Annotated in this window: 14 protein-coding genes; 4 read left to right on the top strand and 10 right to left on the bottom strand. The window is 42.3% G+C overall.

Going from position 1 to position 21,432, the window contains the following annotated elements; all coding sequences use genetic code 11:
* Positions 1-13: 13 nt before the first annotated feature.
* The 5 genes from RIL182_RS05655 to pgmB all read right to left on the bottom strand — a co-directional run bounded on the left by RIL182_RS05655 (position 14) and on the right by pgmB (position 5,225).
* Positions 14-853, bottom strand: a complete 840-nt coding sequence (locus RIL182_RS05655) for a carbohydrate ABC transporter permease (RefSeq protein WP_006855582.1) — start codon at positions 851-853, stop codon at positions 14-16.
* An 11-nt stretch (positions 854-864) separates the two neighbouring features.
* Entirely contained in the window at positions 865-1,758 is an 894-nt protein-coding gene (locus tag RIL182_RS05650) for a carbohydrate ABC transporter permease (RefSeq protein ID WP_015561327.1), read from the bottom strand.
* 127 nt (positions 1,759-1,885) lie between these two features.
* Complete coding sequence (locus RIL182_RS05645) at positions 1,886-3,247, bottom strand: ABC transporter substrate-binding protein (protein ID WP_006855584.1); 1,362 nt, start codon at positions 3,245-3,247, stop codon at positions 1,886-1,888.
* A 170-nt stretch (positions 3,248-3,417) separates the two neighbouring features.
* Positions 3,418-4,458 (bottom strand): LacI family DNA-binding transcriptional regulator, encoded by a 1,041-nt coding sequence (locus tag RIL182_RS05640; protein WP_242655462.1) that lies wholly within the window; start codon positions 4,456-4,458, stop codon positions 3,418-3,420.
* A gap of 125 nt (positions 4,459-4,583) precedes the next feature.
* Complete coding sequence (pgmB, locus tag RIL182_RS05635) at positions 4,584-5,225, bottom strand: beta-phosphoglucomutase (protein WP_006855586.1); 642 nt, start codon at positions 5,223-5,225, stop codon at positions 4,584-4,586.
* A gap of 350 nt (positions 5,226-5,575) precedes the next feature.
* Between pgmB and RIL182_RS05630 the strand changes: the two genes are divergently transcribed.
* Both RIL182_RS05630 and RIL182_RS05625 read left to right on the top strand, forming a co-directional pair.
* Positions 5,576-6,427: a patatin-like phospholipase family protein gene (locus tag RIL182_RS05630; protein WP_006855588.1), complete on the top strand. Its 852-nt coding sequence runs from the start codon at positions 5,576-5,578 to the stop codon at positions 6,425-6,427.
* Between the two features lie 32 nt (positions 6,428-6,459).
* On the top strand, positions 6,460-7,782 hold the full coding sequence (locus RIL182_RS05625; RefSeq protein WP_006855589.1) for an MATE family efflux transporter: 1,323 nt from the start codon (positions 6,460-6,462) through the stop codon (positions 7,780-7,782).
* 171 nt (positions 7,783-7,953) lie between these two features.
* Here the strand turns inward: RIL182_RS05625 and clpB are convergent, their stop codons facing one another.
* The 3 genes from clpB to RIL182_RS05610 form a co-directional block, all read right to left on the bottom strand.
* Entirely contained in the window at positions 7,954-10,536 is a 2,583-nt protein-coding gene (gene clpB / locus RIL182_RS05620; RefSeq protein ID WP_006855590.1) for an ATP-dependent chaperone ClpB, read from the bottom strand.
* Between the two features lie 236 nt (positions 10,537-10,772).
* Positions 10,773-11,963, bottom strand: a complete 1,191-nt coding sequence (locus tag RIL182_RS05615) for a BMP family ABC transporter substrate-binding protein (protein WP_049938239.1) — start codon at positions 11,961-11,963, stop codon at positions 10,773-10,775.
* Between the two features lies 1 nt (position 11,964).
* Positions 11,965-15,513 (bottom strand): HD domain-containing phosphohydrolase, encoded by a 3,549-nt coding sequence (locus RIL182_RS05610; protein ID WP_006855593.1) that lies wholly within the window; start codon positions 15,511-15,513, stop codon positions 11,965-11,967.
* A 273-nt stretch (positions 15,514-15,786) separates the two neighbouring features.
* Here RIL182_RS05610 and RIL182_RS05605 point away from each other — a divergent pair, with 273 nt between their 5' ends.
* A complete protein-coding gene (locus RIL182_RS05605) occupies positions 15,787-16,434 on the top strand; it encodes a cyclodeaminase/cyclohydrolase family protein (RefSeq protein ID WP_044998496.1) in 648 nt (215 codons plus the stop codon).
* A gap of 80 nt (positions 16,435-16,514) precedes the next feature.
* The gene (locus tag RIL182_RS05600; protein ID WP_044998497.1) at positions 16,515-17,378 is read left to right on the top strand and encodes a bifunctional 5,10-methylenetetrahydrofolate dehydrogenase/5,10-methenyltetrahydrofolate cyclohydrolase; all 864 of its coding nucleotides are present in this window, start codon (positions 16,515-16,517) and stop codon (positions 17,376-17,378) included.
* Between the two features lie 182 nt (positions 17,379-17,560).
* Here the strand turns inward: RIL182_RS05600 and RIL182_RS05595 are convergent, their stop codons facing one another.
* Both RIL182_RS05595 and RIL182_RS05590 read right to left on the bottom strand, forming a co-directional pair.
* Positions 17,561-18,907, bottom strand: coding sequence for an ATP-binding protein (locus RIL182_RS05595; RefSeq protein WP_006855596.1), 1,347 nt, complete (start codon positions 18,905-18,907; stop codon positions 17,561-17,563).
* A gap of 198 nt (positions 18,908-19,105) precedes the next feature.
* Positions 19,106-21,412 (bottom strand): GH1 family beta-glucosidase, encoded by a 2,307-nt coding sequence (locus RIL182_RS05590; RefSeq protein WP_118591962.1) that lies wholly within the window; start codon positions 21,410-21,412, stop codon positions 19,106-19,108.
* Between the last annotated feature and the right edge of the window lie 20 nt (positions 21,413-21,432).

Genomic DNA, 21,432 nt, shown 5'->3' with positions numbered 1-21,432 from the left:
TCATTCTCCTTTATTAACCTTTAATTCCGGATGCAGCAACAGATTCCTGTACCTGCTCCTGTGCAAAGCAATATACAATGATCGCCGGAACTACTACGAGTGTGAGTGCCGCAAACATTTTCGTGTAATCGTACGATAATGACTGGTTAAAAAACTGTAATGCAACCGGCAGCGTCCTGTTCTTCTCTGATGATGTAAGAAGTGCTGCATAGAAATATTCATTCCAGTTGCCGAGAAACATTAAAATTCCTGCGGTAGAGAGACCTGATTTCGCAAGTGGAAGATTGATCATAAAAAATGTACGGAAAAACCCTGCACCATCAATCGTAGCAGCCTCATCCAATTCTTTTGGAACTCCCATAAATGCCGATTTCAAAATAAAAATCGACATTGCAATACCGCTTCCCAGATATACAAGGATCAAACCTGTTTTGGTATCATACAGATGCATGGAATTGATCAGTGAAAAAATCGGCTGTGCTTTTGCATGACCCGGAACAAGCATTGTAATTGTAAATAGTGCAAAAATAAGATTTCTTCCCGGGAACTCATATTTCGCCAATACATAGGCCGCCATTGCAAAACAGACCAGGGATATTACCGTAGATATCAGCGATATCATCAGCGAATTGCCAAAATAACTAAAGAAATCATATTTCTGGAACAGATATGTGTATGCCTCTTTCGCTGTTGTAATACCTGTTGGCAGTGTAAATGGTCCCTCCAGAATCTGTGCATTCGTTTTAAAGGAGGATAATGCCACCCATACGATTGGGAATACACTCAGCATAATAACAATGAATTCTGTTCCATAAATCAGGATATTTGTTAATATTTTTTTTATCACATTCATGATTGTTCCTCCTAGTAGATTGAATCATTCATACGGAATGCCTTTGTTACAATGTACATAACCAGTAAACCGATCAGGAACATGATCACACCGATCGCATTGGCAAATCCGTAGTTGTAATCTGTGATCGCACGTACCAGCAGTACAGATAAACTCATCGTATCATCACCAGGTCCTCCGGCTGTCGTAAGTGCGATCGCTTCATACATGGAGATACGTGATGTGATAGAACATAACATTCCGGTTCCTATGGAGATCCGGCAAAGTGGAAGTTCCACGAAACGGATCAGCTGCCATCCATTCGCTCCGTCAAGTTTTGCTGCTTCGATCAGTTCTTTTGGAATCGCCATTAAATCATTCAATACAATCAATGTGACAATAACTGCATAAAACAGCCACGTAAGGGTAACTGCCCAGAATGCATATGGACTCTGGTAGAACCACTGCACCGAAAAATCTTTATCAAATACACGTATCACTGAGTTTAAAACACCCATCTGGTCATTGAAAATAAACCGGTAGATCAATGCCCACGCTGCTGCTGAAATAATATTTGGTATCATAAATACAGAACGTGTGAATTTCCATCCGTGAGGTTTCAGATATAAAACAAATGCTGTGAGCACACCAAATCCTACATGGAACGTCATTGCAATAACCGACCATAAAATCAGGTTTTTGATCGATGCTGCAGAAGCACTGTTGGTAAAGAGTTTTATATAGTTACTGATCCCATTAAAAGCAGGATCATTAAATCCATCCCATTTTGTAAATGATGTTGTAAGCATCACAACGATCGGCTGTACATAAAACATCACAAATATAATGATTGTCGGAAGAAGGAATGCGTAAATCCATTTAAAATTTTTAACCTGTACTTTTCCATATTTTTTCTTTTTTGTCATAATATTCCCTTTCCTTTCAGAAATATTCATTATTTTCAGATAAATTCCGCATCCAGAAGGCAATCTTCTGAAAGAAAAGGGGGAATCAATTTGTCCGTAAATGACTCCCCCTCCATGATTTCATTGATTATTTGTCACCAGCTTCAGCGGCTTTTGTTGTAAGAGTCTCACAGAACTCTTCCGGAGTGATCTGTCCATTTACTAACTGCACAAGATTGGTTCCAAATACACTGCTTGATACGGAATCAGGCATAATAGTTAATACATTAGGAACGATATTTGTATCAGATGTCAGTAACTCGGTCTGCTGTTTTACCAATGGTTTTTCATCTAACTTCGAAAGAAATTCATCGCTATAGGTAAGATTCGGTATCTGGCATCCCTCTGTAAGTGCAAATGTCTCTAACTCATCTTTTGAATAAATAAATGCAAGAAATGCTTCTGCACATTCTCTCTCTTCATCCGTACCACCATTGGTAAGCGTCCATCTGCCAAATACTTTTGTATCACAGATTGACACATTGCCAGGATAATAATCCGCTTTTACATCCGCTCCGTTAAATCCATTAGACCAGTTACCAGAAGCACTGTCCACGAATTCGGAGTTCATCCAGGGGCCATTGCAGATAACGGCTGCCTGATCAGACATGAATGCATTGGCTGCGTCTGCATATGCTGCACCAACTGCGTTAGCGGATGCATTTGTTTTCCAGATCTCTGTTAATTTTGTTACAGCATTTACGAATGCCGGCTCTGTGTAATCGTAGCATTTGGTTCCTTCATTCGATCGAAGCCATTCTTTACCGCCATCTTCATTTGCGATCAATGCCGTTAATAACATTGCTGATGTCCATGCATTGTCAACTGTCTGGAACGCAAATTTGTTGTCACCAAGAGAACTGATAAATTCATCCATTGTCATGGATGAAACTGTTTTCTCCGGTGAGTACAGTGCTGAGTTATAGTATAAACCTGTGTTAGAAAGTGTGATCGCCGGCACACTGATGATATCACCGTTCTCCTGTGTACAATATTCCAAAGAAGCATCTACGCAAAGCTCTTTGATCTCCGGATGTTCATCCAGAAAATCGTTCATCGGGTAATACAGTTTTCCCGGGATCATTGCTGTCTTGATCCATTCTATGTTAGGTGTCTGGATCAGTGCCGGAAGTGAATCAGACTGTGCCAGCTGGCTGATCTTGTCTGTATAAGATGCCTCAACGACTTCTTCTAATTCAATATGATATTTTCCTTTGTTTGCCTCATTAAATCTCTCAACGGCAGGTTCAAAATATACAGCGCCAACATTTTCTCCTACGAAGAAGGTCGGGATTGTAAGTGTGATCTCACCACCGTCAGATGCACTCTCTGTCTTTCCTCCCTTTTCGGTTGCCGACGCACTGTTATCACCGCCGTTTGAGCCACCGCATGCTGCAAGGGAAGCTGTCATTGCTGCCACAAGTAAAATAGATACAAATCTTTTCTTCATATGTATTCCTCCTGAAACATTAGTATAAAGTAAAAAACTAAAACGTTTTGGTAACTGATAAACGAATCATATCCCAAAACGTTTTGGTTTTCAAGTCTTTTGTACATTTTTTTGTTTTTTCATCATGTTTCACGAATTTTATTGTTTACTTTTATATAATTTTCACAAGTTCATTTCTTTGTTGATGCGCGTTTCATAAGTTTATATTCCATGGGTATCCAGTCTGGTACACGGTTTCCTTCAATCATGCTGATGACCGTATTCGCACACGCTACGCCCATTTTGTAAGGATACTGCTTAATTGATGTAATCCCTCCGTGAATATACTGTGAAACCGTATAATCATCAAACCCTGCTATTGCTACATCATCCGGCACCCGCACTCCAAGCTGTCCCATGCCTTCAATTGCTCCAATCGCAATGCCGTCACTTGCACAAAAAAAAGCATCAATCTCCGGATAGCTTTTTTTTAATTCTATTGACTTTTGAACAGCTATTTTCTGCTCAAACAGACAGTCCTCGATCCATTCTTCCCGGATATGGAGTCCATGTTTCTCTAATGCACGCCTGTATCCACACTCTCTGCGTTCTGACACCTGCGCCATCTTCTTACCGGAAAGCATTGCAATATTACGGCATCCATTCTCAATAAGATGCTCTACTTCTTCAAAAGATGCTTTCTCATTATCAACGGAAACCTCACATACATGATCGCTTTCCAGCGCAACATCCACAAGGACGCAGGGAATCTCACTGTTTTTAATCTGCTCATAGTACGGCATATCCATAGCGAGCCCGTCAACTATGATTCCAGTCAGTTTCTTTTTCTTGCAGATCTGCCCAAAACTGATTTTTATCTGCTTGTTTGTCGGCATTGTAAGAATCGTAAATTCATACTCCATTTTCTGGGCAATCTTATAAATTCCACTCGTAAGTCCAAACATCATACCGCTCGGATCTTCTTCCGGCAATTCCCCGGCAAGCAGCAGTGCAATTGTCTTCTTCTGTATGCCTCTTAGTGAGCGGCCAGCCTCATCCGGCATATAATCCAGTCGTCTTGCCACCTCCATGACTTTCTGTCTGGTCTTTTCACTCACATCTTTATAGCCGTTCAGTGCATGGGATACCGTAGTCAGTGATACTCCTGCCTCCTGTGCGACATCACGTATCGTCGTTCTTTCATTCAGATATAACTTTCTGTCTTTCGCCATATGATCCCCCATTGCATTACATTTTTCAGTGGTTTGTAACCATCTTATCACATTTTATCATGATATTCCAACTGCAAAGTAAGCAATTCCATCCATATTTTTCCTGTTTATATTACTTGTAATTCTTATTTTGCAATGTCCAGTAAATCTTTAAATGTAGACAGCTTATAATCTGCTTTGTCATAACCTGCCGCATCGCCGATCGCAATTGCTGTCATATGACCGGAAACTGCTGCATCAATTCCCGCATATGCATCTTCCACAACACCGCACTCTTCCGGCTTCAAGCCAAGAAACTCTGCTGCTTTTAAGAAAACTTCCGGATCTGGTTTGGATTTTTTAATATTTGTTCCATCCGAAATTGCATCGAATTTGTCGATAATTCCTGTTCTCTCAAGAATATATTTTGCATTCCTGCTTGATGATCCGATTGAAAGCAGATAACCCCTTCTATGCAGCTCATCTAAAGTTTCTTTCACTTCATCACTGACATCTGCCGGTGTCATCTGCTCTAAAAGTTTTTTATAAATATCATTCTTCTCTTCCGCCATCTTCTGTTTCTCCTCATCGCTTAACGGATGTCCCTCATATCTTTCCAGAATAATTTCCAGGCTATCCATACGGCTCACTCCGCGCAGCCGGTTGTTGATCTCCTGATCGAAGTAAATACCTTTCTCATCCGCCATCTGTTTCCATGCTTTATAATGATACTGATCTGTAAACACGATCACCCCGTCCAGATCAAAAATAAGTCCTTTTAATGACATTTCTACACCTCCATACTTTCTCTCGCTCTTAGTTTTCCGATATCATCCTGTGTGTCTTCTCTCTTGTCTATGTTCATGCGTCCAGTTACCAAAACGTTTTGGTAAATTTATATTATCATCCTCTATTTTAAAAAGCAACAACGTTTTGGTAAATTGTCAATAAAATTCATGTACTGCAAAAATTGCGGTTGAATTTTACAGCAGACAAGCCTTTCTTTCCATACTTCCATCCGGTGAAACAGAAACACCGGCAAATCTGTTTATGTTGGTATTGAACGATTTGTAGTAAATAAAGTATAATGTCCATGAGCTCATTTTGACACCTATCAAAATACAAAGAAAGGAACACTATGAAAACAGGACTTGTAGTAGAAGGCGGTGGTATGAAATGCGCATACAGTGCCGGCATTCTGGATAAATTTTTAGACGATGATATCACATTTTCCTACTGCATCGGCGTATCTGCGGGTGCTGCAAATACGCTGTCTTATCTTGCAGGACAACGGGGACGTAATCTCCGTTTTTATACGGAACATCTAAGGGATCCGCGCTACTTAAGCGTACGAAGTTTAGTACATACTGGAAACTTATTTGGCCTGCAGTATATTTACGGGACACTGACAAATTCCGATGGGGCAGATCCGCTTGATTACTCTGCCGTCATGGAAAATCCGGCTGAATTTTATATGCCTGCAACCGATGCCGCAACCGGGCGGGCAACTTATTTTTCCAAATACGACATTGTCCGTGACGACTACCGTGCTGTTATGGCAAGCTGCGCCCTGCCTGGTTTCTGCCGTCCTGTAAAAGTAGGAGACCGTTACTATTACGACGGCGGTGTTGCCGATTCGATTCCGCTGCACCATGCGATCGAACAAGGCTGTACCAAAATGGTCGTTATCCTCTCAAATCCAAGGAACTTCGTAAAAAAACCAGAGGCACACCGCCCGCTGTATAAACATATGCTGCATAAATATCCGAAAACAATCCAAAGCATCGACAACCGGCATATTAATTATCAGGCATCCATCGACCTTGCCTGCCGGCTAGAAAAAGAAGGCTATGTTTTTATCTTTGCACCAAGCCGCCATATGCCGCTTAGTACTTTTTCCAAGGATGCTGCCTTAGAACAGGATCTTTATGATCTCGGAGTTGCAGATTATGAAGCCCGCGCAGAAGAGTTGAAATATTTTTTGAACTAATTTATCTTACAAATAAAAGGACTTTTACCACTATGACCAAAGATCTTACCACCGGAAAAATCATGCCGATCCTGATCCGCTTTACGATCCCGCTCGTGCTCGGCAACCTGTTCCAGCTTACCTACAATGCCGTAGACAGTATCATTGTCGGGCATTTTGTCGGAAAAGAAGCACTTGCCGCTGTCGGCATCTGCAATCCGATTTCCACTCTGATGATCCTGTTTTTAAACGGACTGTGCATGGGTGCCAGCATTTTAATGGGAATGCAGTATGGGGCAAAAGATTACGACACGCTGCACCGCCAGATCAGTACCACCATGCTCTCCGGCGTTATTTTTTCGTTGATCTTATCCACAGCATGTATCCTGTTTGCAAGACCGATCCTGATCTTAATGCAGGCGGACGCAAGTATTTTATCCCTCACAACAGAATACTTACAGATCATCTTTTGGGGACTGGTCTTTACTTTTCTGTACAACTTTTTTTCGAGCACACTGCGTGCACTCGGTGACAGCAATACCCCTCTTTATTTTCTGATGATCAGTGCCGTTTTAAATATTTTAGGGGATCTGTTTTTTGTTGTCGTGTTGAAAGCCGGCAGCAACGGCTGCGCGGTATCTACCGTGCTGAGTGAAGCCTTATGCTGCGTTTTCTGTGTCATCTATATCCAGAAAAAAGTGCCATTATTAAGACTTGGGAAAAAATGGCTGGTGTTTGACCGTTCACTTTTACTGCGCACGATTGCATATGGCTGGACATCAGCATTGCAGCAGGCAACTGTACAGCTCGGTAAACTCGGGATCCAGGCGATCGTCAACACCATGGGCGTTTCGGTTGCTGCCGCATTTGCCATCGTAAACAGAATCGATGATTTTGCCTACACGCCGGAACAGAATATTGCGCACGCCATGACTGCCCTGATGGCACAGAATAAAGGTGCCGGAAAAAAAGACCGCATGCGGGAGGGATTCCGCTGCGGTATGATTCTTGAGATCATTTATGGTCTGATCGTGTTTGCGCTCTGCTTTTTATTTGCAAGAGAATTTATGCTCTGCTTCATCAAAGATGAGGAAGTCATCGGACACGGTGTTATCTACCTGCATCTGATCTCCCTGATGTATATACTGCCGGCTGTCACAAACGGGATCCAGGGGTATTTCCGCGGTATCGGCGATTTAAAGATCACACTTATCAGCAGTTTTGTAAATATGGGAATCCGCGTGCTTGCCGCCGCACCTCTCGTCTTTAAAATGCATCTTGGCATTGAGGCGCTGCCGTATTCCTACCTTGCCGGCTGGATTGCCATGCTGACCGTGGAGCTGCCGCTTTTGCTGCGCAAAGTACACAGCAAATAAACGAATTTTTTCAGATTTCTTCCTCATCATGTTCCTTCATCTTCAAAATACAACTATTGAAAAAAGGACTCTATCCGTTTTGGGGATAAAGTCCTTCTTTTTCTATTTTGTATCTATACAATTATCTCTTCAGGCACATTGTCTGATTCTCTCGCTACCATCCACAATCTGTCACTTTACGCGCGCAGTCAGATGGTCTCCTTCCACGTCAATCAGGATCGTATCGCCTTCCCTCACCTCATCCGCAAGAATCAGTTTTGCAGAAAGTGTCTCCACATGTTTCTGTAAGAAACGCTTTAACGGTCTTGCACCATAAACCGGATCGTATCCGTTGTCCACGATATACTGCTTTGCCGCATCTGTCAGCTCCACTGTGATCTCACGGTCAGAAAGACGTTTGTTGAGATCTGTGATCAGAAGGTTGATGATGTTGCCGATATTGCCTTTTGTGAGTGGCTTGAACATGATGATCTCATCGAGACGGTTCAAAAATTCCGGACGGAAGTGTCCTCTCAGTTCATTCATGACTGCCTCTTCACACTCCGGATTGATATCTCCGTTATCATCAATTCCTTCGAGCAGATGCGCCGAACCAAGGTTTGACGTCATAATAATGATCGTGTTTTTAAAGTCCACAGTCCTGCCCTGCGAATCGGTGATACGTCCATCATCAAGTACCTGTAACAGCACATTGAATACATCCGGATGTGCTTTTTCCACCTCATCAAACAGTACAACGGAATATGGTTTTCTGCGGACTGCCTCGGTGAGCTGACCGCCCTCATCGTATCCGACATATCCTGGAGGTGCTCCGATTAAACGGGAGACGGAATATTTCTCCATATACTCACTCATATCAAGACGCACCATGTTAGACTCGTCATCAAACAGGCTTGCCGCAAGTGCCTTTGCGAGCTCCGTCTTACCAACACCGGTAGGTCCTAAGAACAGGAACGAACCGATCGGCTTTGTCGGATCTTTGATACCTGCTTTGGAACGGATGATCGCTTCTGTAACCTTTGTGACACCCTCGTCCTGTCCGATGACACGTTTGTGTAGTTCCTCATCGAGATGAAGTGTCTTGTTTCTCTCACTCTCCGTCAGTTTTGCAACCGGGATACCGGTCCAGCGGGAAATAATACGTGCAATCTCCTCCTCGCTGACATTTTCATGTACCAGGGAAAGATCACGGTTCTTTACTTCCTCTTCTTCGGCTTCCAACTGTTTTTCTAACTGCGGCAATTTGCCATACTGCAATTCTGCTGCTTTTTCCAGATCATAATTCTGCTGTGCGGTCTTGATCTCATTTTTGACTGTCTCGATCTCCTCACGCAGTTTCTGGACTTTTTCTACCGATTTCTTTTCATTTTCCCACTGCGCTTTTTTCGTATTAAACGTATCGCGCAGTTCTGCCAATTCTTTCTGCAGGTCAGCGAGACGCTCCTGGCTTAACCTGTCTGTTTCTTTCTTTAATGCGGTTTCCTCAATCTCAAGCTGCATGACACGACGGTTTAATTCATCGAGTTCTGTCGGCATGGAATCAAGTTCTGTCTTGATCAGGGCACATGCCTCATCCACAAGGTCGATCGCTTTATCCGGCAGGAAACGGTCGGAAATATAACGGTTTGAGAGCACTGCTGCCGATACTAACGCAGAGTCTGTGATCTTTACACCGTGGAACACTTCGTAGCGCTCCTTTAAACCACGCAGAATGGAGATCGTATCCTCAACCGTCGGCTCATCCACCATAACCGGCTGGAATCTTCGCTCTAACGCTGCATCTTTTTCAATATATTCACGGTACTCATCGAGTGTCGTTGCACCGATACAATGCAGTTCACCACGCGCAAGCATAGGTTTTAACAGCTGTCCGGCATCCATTGCGCCGTCCGTTTTTCCGGCTCCGACGATCGTGTGCAGCTCATCGATAAACAGGATGATCTGTCCGTCAGAATTTTTGATATCATCAAGAACCGCTTTCAAACGCTCCTCAAATTCACCACGATACTTCGCACCTGCTACCAGGGCACCCATATCCAGTGCAAATAACTTTTTGTCTTTTAAGCCTTCCGGCACATCCCCTTTTACGATACGCTGTGCAAGCCCCTCTACGACTGCGGTCTTACCTACACCAGGCTCACCGATCAGTACCGGGTTATTTTTCGTCTTACGGGAAAGGATGCGAACCACGTTACGGATCTCATCATCACGCCCGATGACCGGATCAAGTTTCTGCTCTTTTGCACGCGCTACCATATCGTAACCGTATTTTTCAAGAGTATCATAAGTAGCTTCCGGATTGTCCGAAACAACACGCTGGTTGCCGCGCACGGTTGAGAGTGCCTGTAAAAACCGGTCTCTCGTGATCCCATACTCTTTAAAGATCTCCTTCATCGCCTTGTTCGGGTATTTTAACAATGCAAGAAAAAGATGCTCCACGGAAACATATTCGTCTCCCATCTGCTTTGCCTCGTCCTCTGCATGGATCAGCACTTTATTTAAGTCCTGTCCGACATAGACCTGACCGCCGGATACCTTTACCCTTGCTGCGAGATGTTTCTTTGCGTTATCCAGAAAATGCTCTTTCTGGATTTCCATTTTTTCTATCAGTTTTAAAATCAGTCCGTCTTCCTGCTGCAGCAATGCAACAAGCAGATGTTCCTGCTCGATTTCCTGATTGCCATATTCATATGCAAGTTTTTCACAATCATTGATCGCTTCTACGGACTTCTGTGTAAATTTCTGAATGTTCATATATTCTTCCTCCCTCTTATTCAATTGTGGTCCAAACTGGACATCTATATCAAATGATGGCGGACCATCATGAGTTTTCCCTCTTATTTATATCTTTTTCCGTTTACAATTTGTGTTATACACCCGTTTGTTAGCACTGTCAAGAGGTGAGTGCTAATTATTTTATAAAAAAAATATAAACTGTCCTGCGAATACGATATGCTCTGCATCCGCAGGACTTTTTCCCTCACAATCCCCTATTCTTCTATCCGGATCACATCTTTCAGCACATAATGAAACGAAGGTGCAGACGCAAACTCATTCTCCGTATATCCCTGATTCAGATCATAAGTATCGTCCGGGTCATCCGGATCTGCCCCGACATAATCTCCCCGGAACACATCCAGTTTCCCCTGCTCAAACTGCCGGATCACTTTCTGCATTTTTTCCACTGTGCCATCCGCAGCCGTAATTTCATTTAACTCTAACATCTGCACCCAGTCTTCTTCAAAACCGGCACCAATATCATTTCCATTGACAGTTCCTTTGATACTTTTCTCAATCACACGGTCGTTTAAAACTGCATCCACAGCTCCCATCATATAGGGTTCCCAGTTGATCTTGCACCCGGTGAGATAAGTGGTCGGCGCCACATCTTCCATACTCTGATTATAACTTACCAGATAAACCGGGGTCCCCGCAGCAGTTTCCTCACACGCGGTAGCCGGGCCTGCGGTATCCGAATGCTGTGATATGATCACACAGCCCTCATCGATCAGGTCTTTGGCATACTTTTTTTCCGTCCGATAATCATTCCATTTATTGGTATAACGCACTGTCATCACCGCATCCGGTACGACTGATCTCACTCCGAGCAAAAATGCCGTATATCCGGAGATCACCTCCGCATAAGGATAGGCTGCAACATATCCGATCTTTGCCTGCTGCTCTGTGATCACGCCTTCTTTTATCAGTTCTTTCATTTTCATCCCGGCTGCCACTCCCGCCGTATATCTTCCCTGATAAATTTTCCCCATAAATGTATGATAATTTTTTAAAACAGGTTCTTCATTTGCATTCGCACATGTTGCCATACAAAACTCGATCCCGGGATATTTTTCTGCAAACTCCTTCGTAACGGTTCCATAATTATAACTGGTCGTAAAAATCAGGTCACACCCGGCATCCACAAGCTGCTGTAAGTACTCCCTTTCCGTTCCCTCCGCAACATTATTGAGTGCAATGGCTTTTACCTGATCCCCGTATTTTGTCTTGATTGCCTCCTGCGCATCAATAAAATTGCTGGTATATGCGGTACTCGCATCTCCAACATACACAAAACCAACAGTGATCTCTTTTTCTTCGTCTCTCAGAAAGTATACAGATGCCGACACAAGAGCAATCACAACCAGACAGGTGCACAATGTCACAAGATATACTTTTTTCACCTTACTCCTCCTCTTTTTCCCTACTATGATCTGCATGTGCATGTTCTTTGTACAGACTGCATATGTCAATCTTTCCATTGTCAATCAGTCCTAACATAACATCGACAAGTCCTGGATCAAACTGCGTTCCCCTTCCATTTTTCAGTTCCTGTATCACATAGGCCATATCCAACTGTTTCCGGTAAACGCGATTCGCCGTCATTGCATCAAATGTATCTGCAATTCCGATAATTCTGGCATTGATCGGGATTTCTTCTCCTTTTAACCCGTGCACATATCCTTTTCCATCGTATCTTTCATGATGATATAAGGCACCTTCTTCCACATGGTCTACGATCGTGAAACTTTTTAAGATCTCCGCACCTTTCGTCACATGCGATTTCATAATTCCATATTCCTCGTCTGTTAATTTCTCCGGCTTATTTAAAATCCGGTCGGGAATACCGATCTTTCCGATATCATGTAAAAGTGCTGCCTTTTTCAGATCCTCACAGCTTTTCTCATCAAACCCAAGTTCTTTTGCGATCAGTACGGAATATTCTGCCACACGCTCAGAATGCTGACTCGTCCTTACATCTTTAGCGTCTACCGTCTTAGCAATCGTAAGTACCGTCTCATTCCCCATTTCCAGCTGCTTTTTTACCAGTTCAATCTCCTTTTTCTGAAGATTGATCACTCTCTGCACCTGTGTATGAAAAATCATCCAGGTCAGATAAGCTACTGCTAACGTAAACACTGCCACTATATAAACCACAAACCACCAGTGATCGTAGATCTCTGCCTTTTTTTCAATGGTATACACACTTTCCACTACCGGATTCTGTCCCTTATGATCCAGCACCGCAATATGAAACTTATAGGTTCCTACCGGAAGATTTGTATAAATCACACTGGACATCTCACTTTGGGACACCACCTGCGGCTCACTGTCATACCCCTCTAAGTAAACACTTACATAAGGGATATTCACGGAATAATTGATAATTTCCGGAAATATCTCAAGCTTTTCTGCTCCCCTTTCCAGATAGATCACCTCTCCACGTCTGACAAAATGCGATACATCATCTATTTTTACGGATTTCATCTGCATACGGTAGGAACGGACGGAAACCTCATAATTTTTAAGATCCATACAAATCACGCCCGTATCTGTGGAAAAATAGAAATTCATATTCTCATCTACATAATTCCATGCATTTGGTGTCAGCGCCCGGTTAAGCCCGGCATCACTGTTTAACAGTTTATACTCTAATTTCCTCCCGGACAAAAGATCCTCTTTATCCACAACATAGATCCCCGCTGACCCTGATATAAACAAAGTATGGTCGATTCCCTCCACAATATCATAATTATTATAATAAGGAAATTTATCAAGACTCCTGATTTTTCCTTCCGTATCCATGTAACAGATTCCATTACTTGTTACAATAAATACACCTCCATCCTCATTTTTCACCATACGGAGGATCACCTCTGAGCTTAATCCATCCTCTTTGTTGTAAACATCTTCCACTTTTCCATTTTTTATCACCGCGATTCCATTTCCATCCGTGCCGGCAAATATGGTTCCATCTTCCTGTTCTAATACACAAAGAATCTTCGGTACCGTAAGTCCATCTGTTTCACCGGTCACTTTTGTAATCTCCCCATCCCGGATAAATGTAAGTCCCGCATCTCCTGCCGCAAGTATCGTCCCGTTTTTTAGTTCTTCGACGGTACGGTATTTATTACCATTTGCCCCACTGGCATTATCATAGACAAAAGTCTCTCCTTTTGCTGTAATCTCATAAATGCCCTTTCCCGTTGTGCAGATCCACAAGTTTCCACAGCTGTCTGTCCGAATACATCGTATTCTTGTGCCAGCTAAGGTTTCCGTAACATCATCCGTATATTCTTCTCCGGTCTCTTCATCCATTACCTCTAATCCGCTGTCCGTTCCTATATAAAACCTGTTCTGCCATTTCGTAACTGAATTGACAACCTGATTTTCCTGGATAGCTCCTGTCTGCAATGATGTAAATACCGACTTACATAAACGAAGAACGCCAAGCCTTGACGATGTAAACCAGAGATTTCCCTGATAATCCATCAGCATATGATCAATCGAACTGTTGAATGTATCTGTATTTATCATTTTAAAATCTGTCTGTTCTACAAAATATCCCACTCCGTTATCGGCACAGACAAACATGGCTCCGTCATCTAAAAAATACAGTGACTTTATATTGGATAATTCTTCACAGCCTTTCGTTTCCCTGTATTTCCACTCTCCCGTATCACAGCCATAGCAAAGTATCTCATTCTGTGAAGTTCCGGCATACAAAAGCCCGTTTTCATCAAACTTACAGCAGGAAAAATCATCTCCCTCGGATGGCTCCACAACATCCGTGATCTTTCCCTGCCTGATAAAATACAGTTTTCCATCATCGGTTACCGCTGCAACTGTTCCATTTGCATCTGCATCCATACTTTTTACATACACAATATCTTCCATTGTCTTTTTCACATTTAACCCACCTGCTAATGTGACAATGGAAAGTGCCCCGGCTGTTCCAACATAATAATTTCCATCTGCGCACTGTGTAATACAGCGCACCGAATCCGATGCAAGTCCCTGTTTTTCAGTAATAACATTTACAACCGTATCATTGATAAAGATGGAAAGTCCGCTGTCATTCGTTCCAACCCACAGTCTGCCTTCCTCATCCGTATACAGGCAGTTCACGGTTTTTATCGATTCATATTCATTGATCCATTGAAATTTTGTGCCATTATACCGGTACAGCCCGCCATATGTTCCGATCCATAAAACGCCATCCTTCGTCTGCACAATATCATTGGCACATCCACCCGGTATTCCATTTTCCCTGCCATAAACAGTCTGAAGATAACTACTGTAATCTTCCTGTTCTGTAACTGTTTTTGCCGTTACTGTCTCTCCCCGGATCACACCAAGCGTCAATATACAAAGAAACATCATGAGCAAAGTATGCTGTCTGTTAGATACAATTTTTTTCTGAAGCAATTTTATAAGAGAACATACTAAGACGATCGTTATAACCTTATCAAGAAAATCAAGATAAAACTGTCCCATACAGTGACTGAAAAAGCTGTTAAATCCAACTTTTTCCATAGACTCAATAACACCGTCTCCCCAGATATTCTGCGTAGAACCATCACAATACAGATAGTTAAACGGGACAGAAAGTGTCACCGATAAAACCGCTACTAAAAAACTTGTTGAAAGTACTCCATAAAGATTTTTTAAAAATCCTTTTTTCGCACATATGCCGGTCGTTATGCCGACCATGGCACTGACCAATGCACAAAACATATTTGTCCAGGAATATAAAATCCCATAGGTAAGATTTACCGTCATCCCGACCATAGCTCCACAGAAAGGTCCCAGCACATACGCCGCCGTTACTGTTCCAAAAGAATCAAGCCACAACGGCAGCTGCAGCCTGTCAGACAAAATCCTGCCGGCAAAATTTATCACTATACATCCAAGTACAAACGTGCTGATCACATACCATTTATTATTTTTCATAACCTTTTCCTCATGTGTACATCAATAACACAGGTGCTATTGCTTTATCCCAGGTAACTCTACTAATATTTTAACAAAAACCGGTAAAAAGACAACTGTTTCCGTTGATTTCATACATTAATTTTTTAATGTATGAAAGTACCGGGTTACAGGATTTCTATTTCATTTAAAATTACAATATGTTAGAATAAAGCAATCACTGTAACTTATCGAATGAAAATGGTTAAAAAATACCGTACAGGTATGGAGAATAATGTGCAATGGAGGAATATCATGGAACATCAGACAAATTCATGCTTTACAAATTATTCCTGTAAAGATTTTATCACCGTTTTATCCGGCAAAGCTCCGGTTCCGGGAGGCGGCGGTGCTTCTGCTCTCGCCGGCGCGATCGGCATCGCTCTTGGAAATATGGTCGGGAGCCTTACCGTTGGAAAAAAGACCTATGCCGCTGTGGAAAAGGATATCATTCAATGTAAGAAAAAAGCTGACGACATCACAGCACGGCTTTTAGATCTCGTGGAAAAAGACGCCGAAGCTTTCGAACCGTTAAGCGCCGCCTACGGCATGCCAAAAAGCACACCGGAAGAAATTGAAAAAAAGGCAGAAGTAATTGAAGCCGCCTTAGTGGGAGCCTGTGAAGTTCCACTTGAGATCATGCGGACCTGCGCAGAGGCGATCGATCTGATTGAAACCTTTGCCGAAAAGGGCAGTAAAATTGCCATCAGCGATGCCGGTGTCGGCGCCACGCTGCTAAAATCTGCTCTTCAGGGGGCATCCTTAAATATCTACATCAACACAAAATCCATGGCTGACAAAGAAGCTGCCGCTTCCTATAATAAGGAAGCTGATGAACTGCGTGAAAAATACGAACAGAAGGCTGACGAGATTTTCAATCGGGTCTGCTCAAAAATCAGATAAACATGGATTGTACATTTTCTCAAACAATCTATGTGCAAAAATAAAAACAGAGATACAAACTTGCAAAAATGGAGGTACCAATGGCTAAATTATTATCAGGAAAAGAAGTTACCGCTTCTTTAAATGAAGAAATCCGAAAAAAAACAGAACTGCTCACTGCACATCATATCACACCAAAACTCGGCATCATCCGCATTGGTGAAAGAGAAGATGATATTTCTTACGAGCGCGGTGCGACTAAACGCTGTGAAACTCTTGGCGTTTCCTATGAAAAATTCCTGCTTCCGGAAGATGCCTCAGAGGAAATGGTTTTAAATACGATCGCACAGGTAAATGAGGCAGACGATATTCACGGCGTATTACTCTTCCGTCCTCTGCCGCGTCATTTAGATGAAAATAAGATCATCAACGCGCTCGCCGTAGAAAAAGACATTGATGGCATCACTGACCGATCCATGGCCTCTGTTTTCCTTGGAAAACAAACCGGTTTTGCACCGTGTACACCGAGTGCCTGCATGAAGATTTTAGATCACTATGGCATCGACTGCTCCGGCAAAAAAGCTGTCGTGATCGGCAGAAGTCCCGTCGTTGGAAAACCAGCCGCCATGATGCTTCTCCAGAAAAACGCAACTGTCACGATCTGTCACACGAAAACAAAAGATATGCCATCCGTTGTAAAAGAAGCTGATATCGTGATCGTTGCCGCCGGAAGAGCAGGTGTCATTGGCGCAGACTATCTGCGCGCCGGTCAGACTGTCATTGACGTAGGGATCAACGTAAACGAGGAGGGCAAACTCTGCGGCGATGTAAACTTCGCCGACGCAGAACCTGTTGTGGATGCGATCACTCCTGTTCCGGGCGGTGTCGGAAGTGTCACAACTTCTGTCCTGATCGAGCATGTTGTGGATGCTGCTCTCCTAAAGGCTGGATTAGCCATCTTATAATTGTGCTGCACCAGTACATCATTTTTCTAAATAGCAATAGGTCACTGCACTAGAAAAAAGTCTCAACGCAGGCATAGCTTTCTACGTTGAGACTTTAAATCTACTCTCCAATCACAACTTACAGTCCTTTTATAGCCTAACAGGACGTCATACTCATCTATGATAATAATAACCTTTTCGATCTACAAACCAGTAGTATCCAACTCTACGATCATCTGACCGAGTTTCTGCTCTTTTAACAGATAACACATATAGATTGGAAGATATGTCACAGTTCCTTCTGTTTCTACATTTCCAACGGAAAAAACATAGGCTTTCTCAAGATGATAATCCGGTATGTTCATAAAATTATCCAAAGCTTTGTGTGATTTATATGCCTTACCAGACTTAACTTCAATCGGAACAACTTTTCCATTCATTTCTATCACAAAATCCATTTCACCAATATTTTTCTTTTTACAGAAATATGGTGTAAAACCATTCGCCGTTAATTGCTGTGCGACAGCATTTTCAAAGTGTGCTCCGTTGTTCACTTCTCCGTTTTTATTAATTAATTCCATTTTTGTTTCTGCCGGATATGCACTTGTCAACAATCCAATGTCGCTCGAAAAAAGTCTGAATATATTACTGCTCTTGCTTGCTAAAAGTGGAATAACTGGTGCCTCAATATTATAAACCGGCAACGCCACACCTGCATCTTTTAACCACAAAAAACTATTTTCGTATCTGTCAAATTTCAGTTCTTTATCCAACATCGTAAATACAAACTTTTTATTCTGCTTATTTAGTTCAGCAGGAATAATGTCATATATGGACTTTAACTTAAGCTTTCTGTCCTCAATCTCATATTGGGAAAAATCCTCTTTATAAAGCGTTGTTATATCACGTTGTACTTTGTCAACCTCTCGAATATCTTTTGTTTCTATATAAGTTTTTACAGCATCTGGCATTCCTCCAACAATAAGATAAACAAAAAACATAGACAAAAGCTTCTGATGTACAAATTCGTCCACAGGACTGGCGTTTTTAAATTTTTCATTTAGCATATCTAATGTAGTTACTGAGACATTATTCGCCATCATAAATTCTTCGAAATCCATAGGGTACATCTTTAAAACAGTCAGGTATCCAACCGGAGCCGAAGCGATACCTTTCAGTTCTAACCCTAATAAGGATCCGCTCATTACATACTTAAAACTTCCCTCATCTACAAGAAATTTTATTTTAGTTACTATTTCCGGGCATTTCTGAATCTCATCAAAAAAAACAACCGTTTCATGCGATTTGCAATCTTCTGGCATGATCATTTTTAATTTAATCAAAAAATCTTCCGCACTCATCTCTGCATTTAAGTAGGAAACCATATCCGGCTGATCAATAAAATTCACTTCAAACTTAGTATATCCGCTCTTTTCAATTTCATCTCTTATGAGCCATGTTTTTCCTATCTGTCTTGCTCCTGTCACTAATAATGCCTTATTTGAATTTTTAATCCATTCGCCAATTGCAATTGAATCTTGTCTGTACATAAATTCATACCTCCAATTACACAATACACTATCTGCCCCGTTTTTTCAATCATTATCATTACAATTTGCCCCGTTTTTAAATTTAATATAATTATATTTTGCCCCGTTTTTAACATTGCTATTCACCAAGTCTGCCCCGTTCATCAAAAAATCCGCAGGTGTGCTCTAACATCCTGCGGATTTTTCATCTCAAAATAATTATTTTACAGTAGAAACGATCAGACTCATCTTCCCCTGCATCTCAACTTTTCCATAACCATTCGGCAGGATAAAATGATCTCCCTTCTTCACCGGGCTGCTGCCCACGATTCCATCTCCCTCTAAAACAGATACTAACAGGAACGGATACTTCTGCTCAAATTCCATCTTTCCATTTACATCTGCCTTAAAGATCGTATAATATTTGCAGGAATACAGCTCATTCAACTGATTTTCCGGCAGATTCAGTGCGGATTTTACGCTGTCATCCACAGATTTTGCCGGAACTGTGATGACATCAATACTCTTTTCCACATGAAGCTCTCTTGGCTTTCCATTCGAGAGACGGTCATAGTCATAAACACGGTAAGTAATATCACTGTTCTGCTGTGTCTCTAAAATTAAAAGTCCACCCTTGATTGCATGAACCGTTCCCGGATCGATCTGGATAAAATCACCTTTTTTCACCGGAATCTCACGGATAAATTCTTTCCATCTTCCCTGATGGATCATATCGGAAAGTTCTTCTTTCGTCTTTGCATTATGTCCGATAACAAGTGTTGCTCCCTCCGGTGCATCCATGATATACCAGCACTCCGTCTTTCCAAAAGAACCATTTTCATGCACTTTTGCATAATCATCATTTGGATGTACCTGGATACTTAAATCGTCTCTTGCATCAATGATCTTCGTGAGAAGCGGGAAACGGTCACAGTCGTAATTGCCGAACACTTCCGGATGTTCTTTCCATACAGCAGATAACTTCATGCCGGAAAATGCGCCGCTTCGAACGGTTCCGTCTCCGTTTGGATGTGCGGAGATGCCCCAGCACTCGCCGATGTCATCACCCTCTACCGGATAGCCGAACTCCTCTCTTAACTTTGTACCGCCCCAGATATTGTGCGTACATACCGGGTCTAAAAATAAAATATCTTTATTTGCCTGATTCATACTAAGTATTCCTCCATTCGTTTCTATTACTTTCTGATACCAGAATGCCGAATCCTTTACAATGCGCTGCTGCGTTGTAAAGTCTACATAAATGATACCAAAACGCTGTTTGTATCCATCGGACCACTCAAAATTATCAAGAAATGTCCACAGGAAATATCCCCTTACATCTGCACCTTCATCGCTTGCACGCTGCATGGCTCCGATATAGGAATCCAGAAACGTGATACGGTTTGGATCATGCACCCTGCCATCTGCGCTGATATTATCATGACAGGACATGCCGTTTTCCGTGATGTAAAGCGGCAATGGATAACGCTCTGTCAGAAATTTTATACCATAATAAAAAGCTTCCGGCGTTACCGGCCAGTCTGCTCCTGTCTTAGGAAATCCCGGTTCACGGTCCACAAATTCCGGTTCACCGTTCTCTCCTGCACGGACATAGTAACCATTGTATATATTCTGTCCCATAAAATCAAGCGGCTGATGGATCAGCTTCATATCTTCTTCCGTGATCTCTGGCAGATACTGCGCAAATTTCTCCAATCCTTCTTTCGGATAATGCCCTAAAAATACAGGATCCGAAAACCATGCTACATTCCAGGTCCAGTTATCCATCGGATTATAGAAACCAAAATATACTTTTTTCGCAGCTTCAATGTCCTCCGGTTTATCCGTATAAGGATAAGCGACACCTCCGGTCGGTGCGTATCCGACTTTGATATCCCGGACTGCATATTTACGCAGATTGATAACAGCCTGGCCATGTGCCTTCATCAGATTGTGTGCGATCTGGAAAGTATCTTTGATTGACATTTTTACTCCCGGTGCATGTACACCGCTTAAATGTCCAAGTCCAACCACACACTGCGGTTCATTGATCGTGATAAAGTATTCACAAATATCGGAAAAACGCTCTGCAACTACCTTCGCATACTCACCAAACCAGTCTGCCACTTCCGGGTTCAGCCAGCCACCCTTTTCATAAAGAGCCTGCGGAAACTCCCAGTGAAACATGGTAATATATGGCGTAATCCCATTTTCTTTCATACATGTGATCATATCACGGTACATCCGGATCGCTTTTTCATTGACACGACCGGTTCCTTCCGGCAGAATACGTGCCCAGTTTAATGAAAAACGATATGCCTTGATACCAAGATTTTTCATCAGCGCGTAATCTTCCTTATAATGATGCATATGATCACAGGTCGTATAAGCATTCTGATTTTCGAAAATCCTGCCTGCCTCCGTAAATGCATCCCAGACTGTTTTTCCTCTTCCATCGTTTGCATCGGTTCCCTCTACCTGATAGGAACTGCTCGCAACACCCCAAACAAAATCATCCCGAAACATTCTTCTTTTCCTTTCCCAGT

This window comes from Roseburia intestinalis L1-82 (genome assembly GCF_900537995.1).
Taxonomy (GTDB): domain Bacteria; phylum Bacillota; class Clostridia; order Lachnospirales; family Lachnospiraceae; genus Roseburia; species Roseburia intestinalis.
This window is presented reverse-complemented; position numbering and strand designations above follow the sequence as displayed.

Excerpts from the sequence above, each read along its gene's own strand:
- RIL182_RS05655 (WP_006855582.1), bottom strand. The coding sequence starts at position 853 with ATGAATGTGATAAAAAAAATATTAACAAATATCCTGATTTATGGAACA.
- RIL182_RS05650 (WP_015561327.1), bottom strand. The coding sequence starts at position 1,758 with ATGACAAAAAAGAAAAAATATGGAAAAGTACAGGTTAAAAATTTTAAA.
- RIL182_RS05640 (WP_242655462.1), bottom strand. The coding sequence starts at position 4,458 with ATGGCGAAAGACAGAAAGTTATATCTGAATGAAAGAACGACGATACGT.
- RIL182_RS05605 (WP_044998496.1), top strand. The coding sequence starts at position 15,787 with ATGGAACATCAGACAAATTCATGCTTTACAAATTATTCCTGTAAAGAT.
- pgmB (WP_006855586.1), bottom strand. The coding sequence starts at position 5,225 with ATGTCATTAAAAGGACTTATTTTTGATCTGGACGGGGTGATCGTGTTT.
- RIL182_RS05610 (WP_006855593.1), bottom strand. The coding sequence starts at position 15,513 with ATGAAAAATAATAAATGGTATGTGATCAGCACGTTTGTACTTGGATGT.
- RIL182_RS05630 (WP_006855588.1), top strand. The coding sequence starts at position 5,576 with ATGAAAACAGGACTTGTAGTAGAAGGCGGTGGTATGAAATGCGCATAC.
- RIL182_RS05645 (WP_006855584.1), bottom strand. The coding sequence starts at position 3,247 with ATGAAGAAAAGATTTGTATCTATTTTACTTGTGGCAGCAATGACAGCT.
- RIL182_RS05595 (WP_006855596.1), bottom strand. The coding sequence starts at position 18,907 with ATGTACAGACAAGATTCAATTGCAATTGGCGAATGGATTAAAAATTCA.
- RIL182_RS05600 (WP_044998497.1), top strand. The coding sequence starts at position 16,515 with ATGGCTAAATTATTATCAGGAAAAGAAGTTACCGCTTCTTTAAATGAA.
- clpB (WP_006855590.1), bottom strand. The coding sequence starts at position 10,536 with ATGAACATTCAGAAATTTACACAGAAGTCCGTAGAAGCGATCAATGAT.
- RIL182_RS05625 (WP_006855589.1), top strand. The coding sequence starts at position 6,460 with ATGACCAAAGATCTTACCACCGGAAAAATCATGCCGATCCTGATCCGC.
- RIL182_RS05590 (WP_118591962.1), bottom strand. The coding sequence starts at position 21,412 with ATGTTTCGGGATGATTTTGTTTGGGGTGTTGCGAGCAGTTCCTATCAG.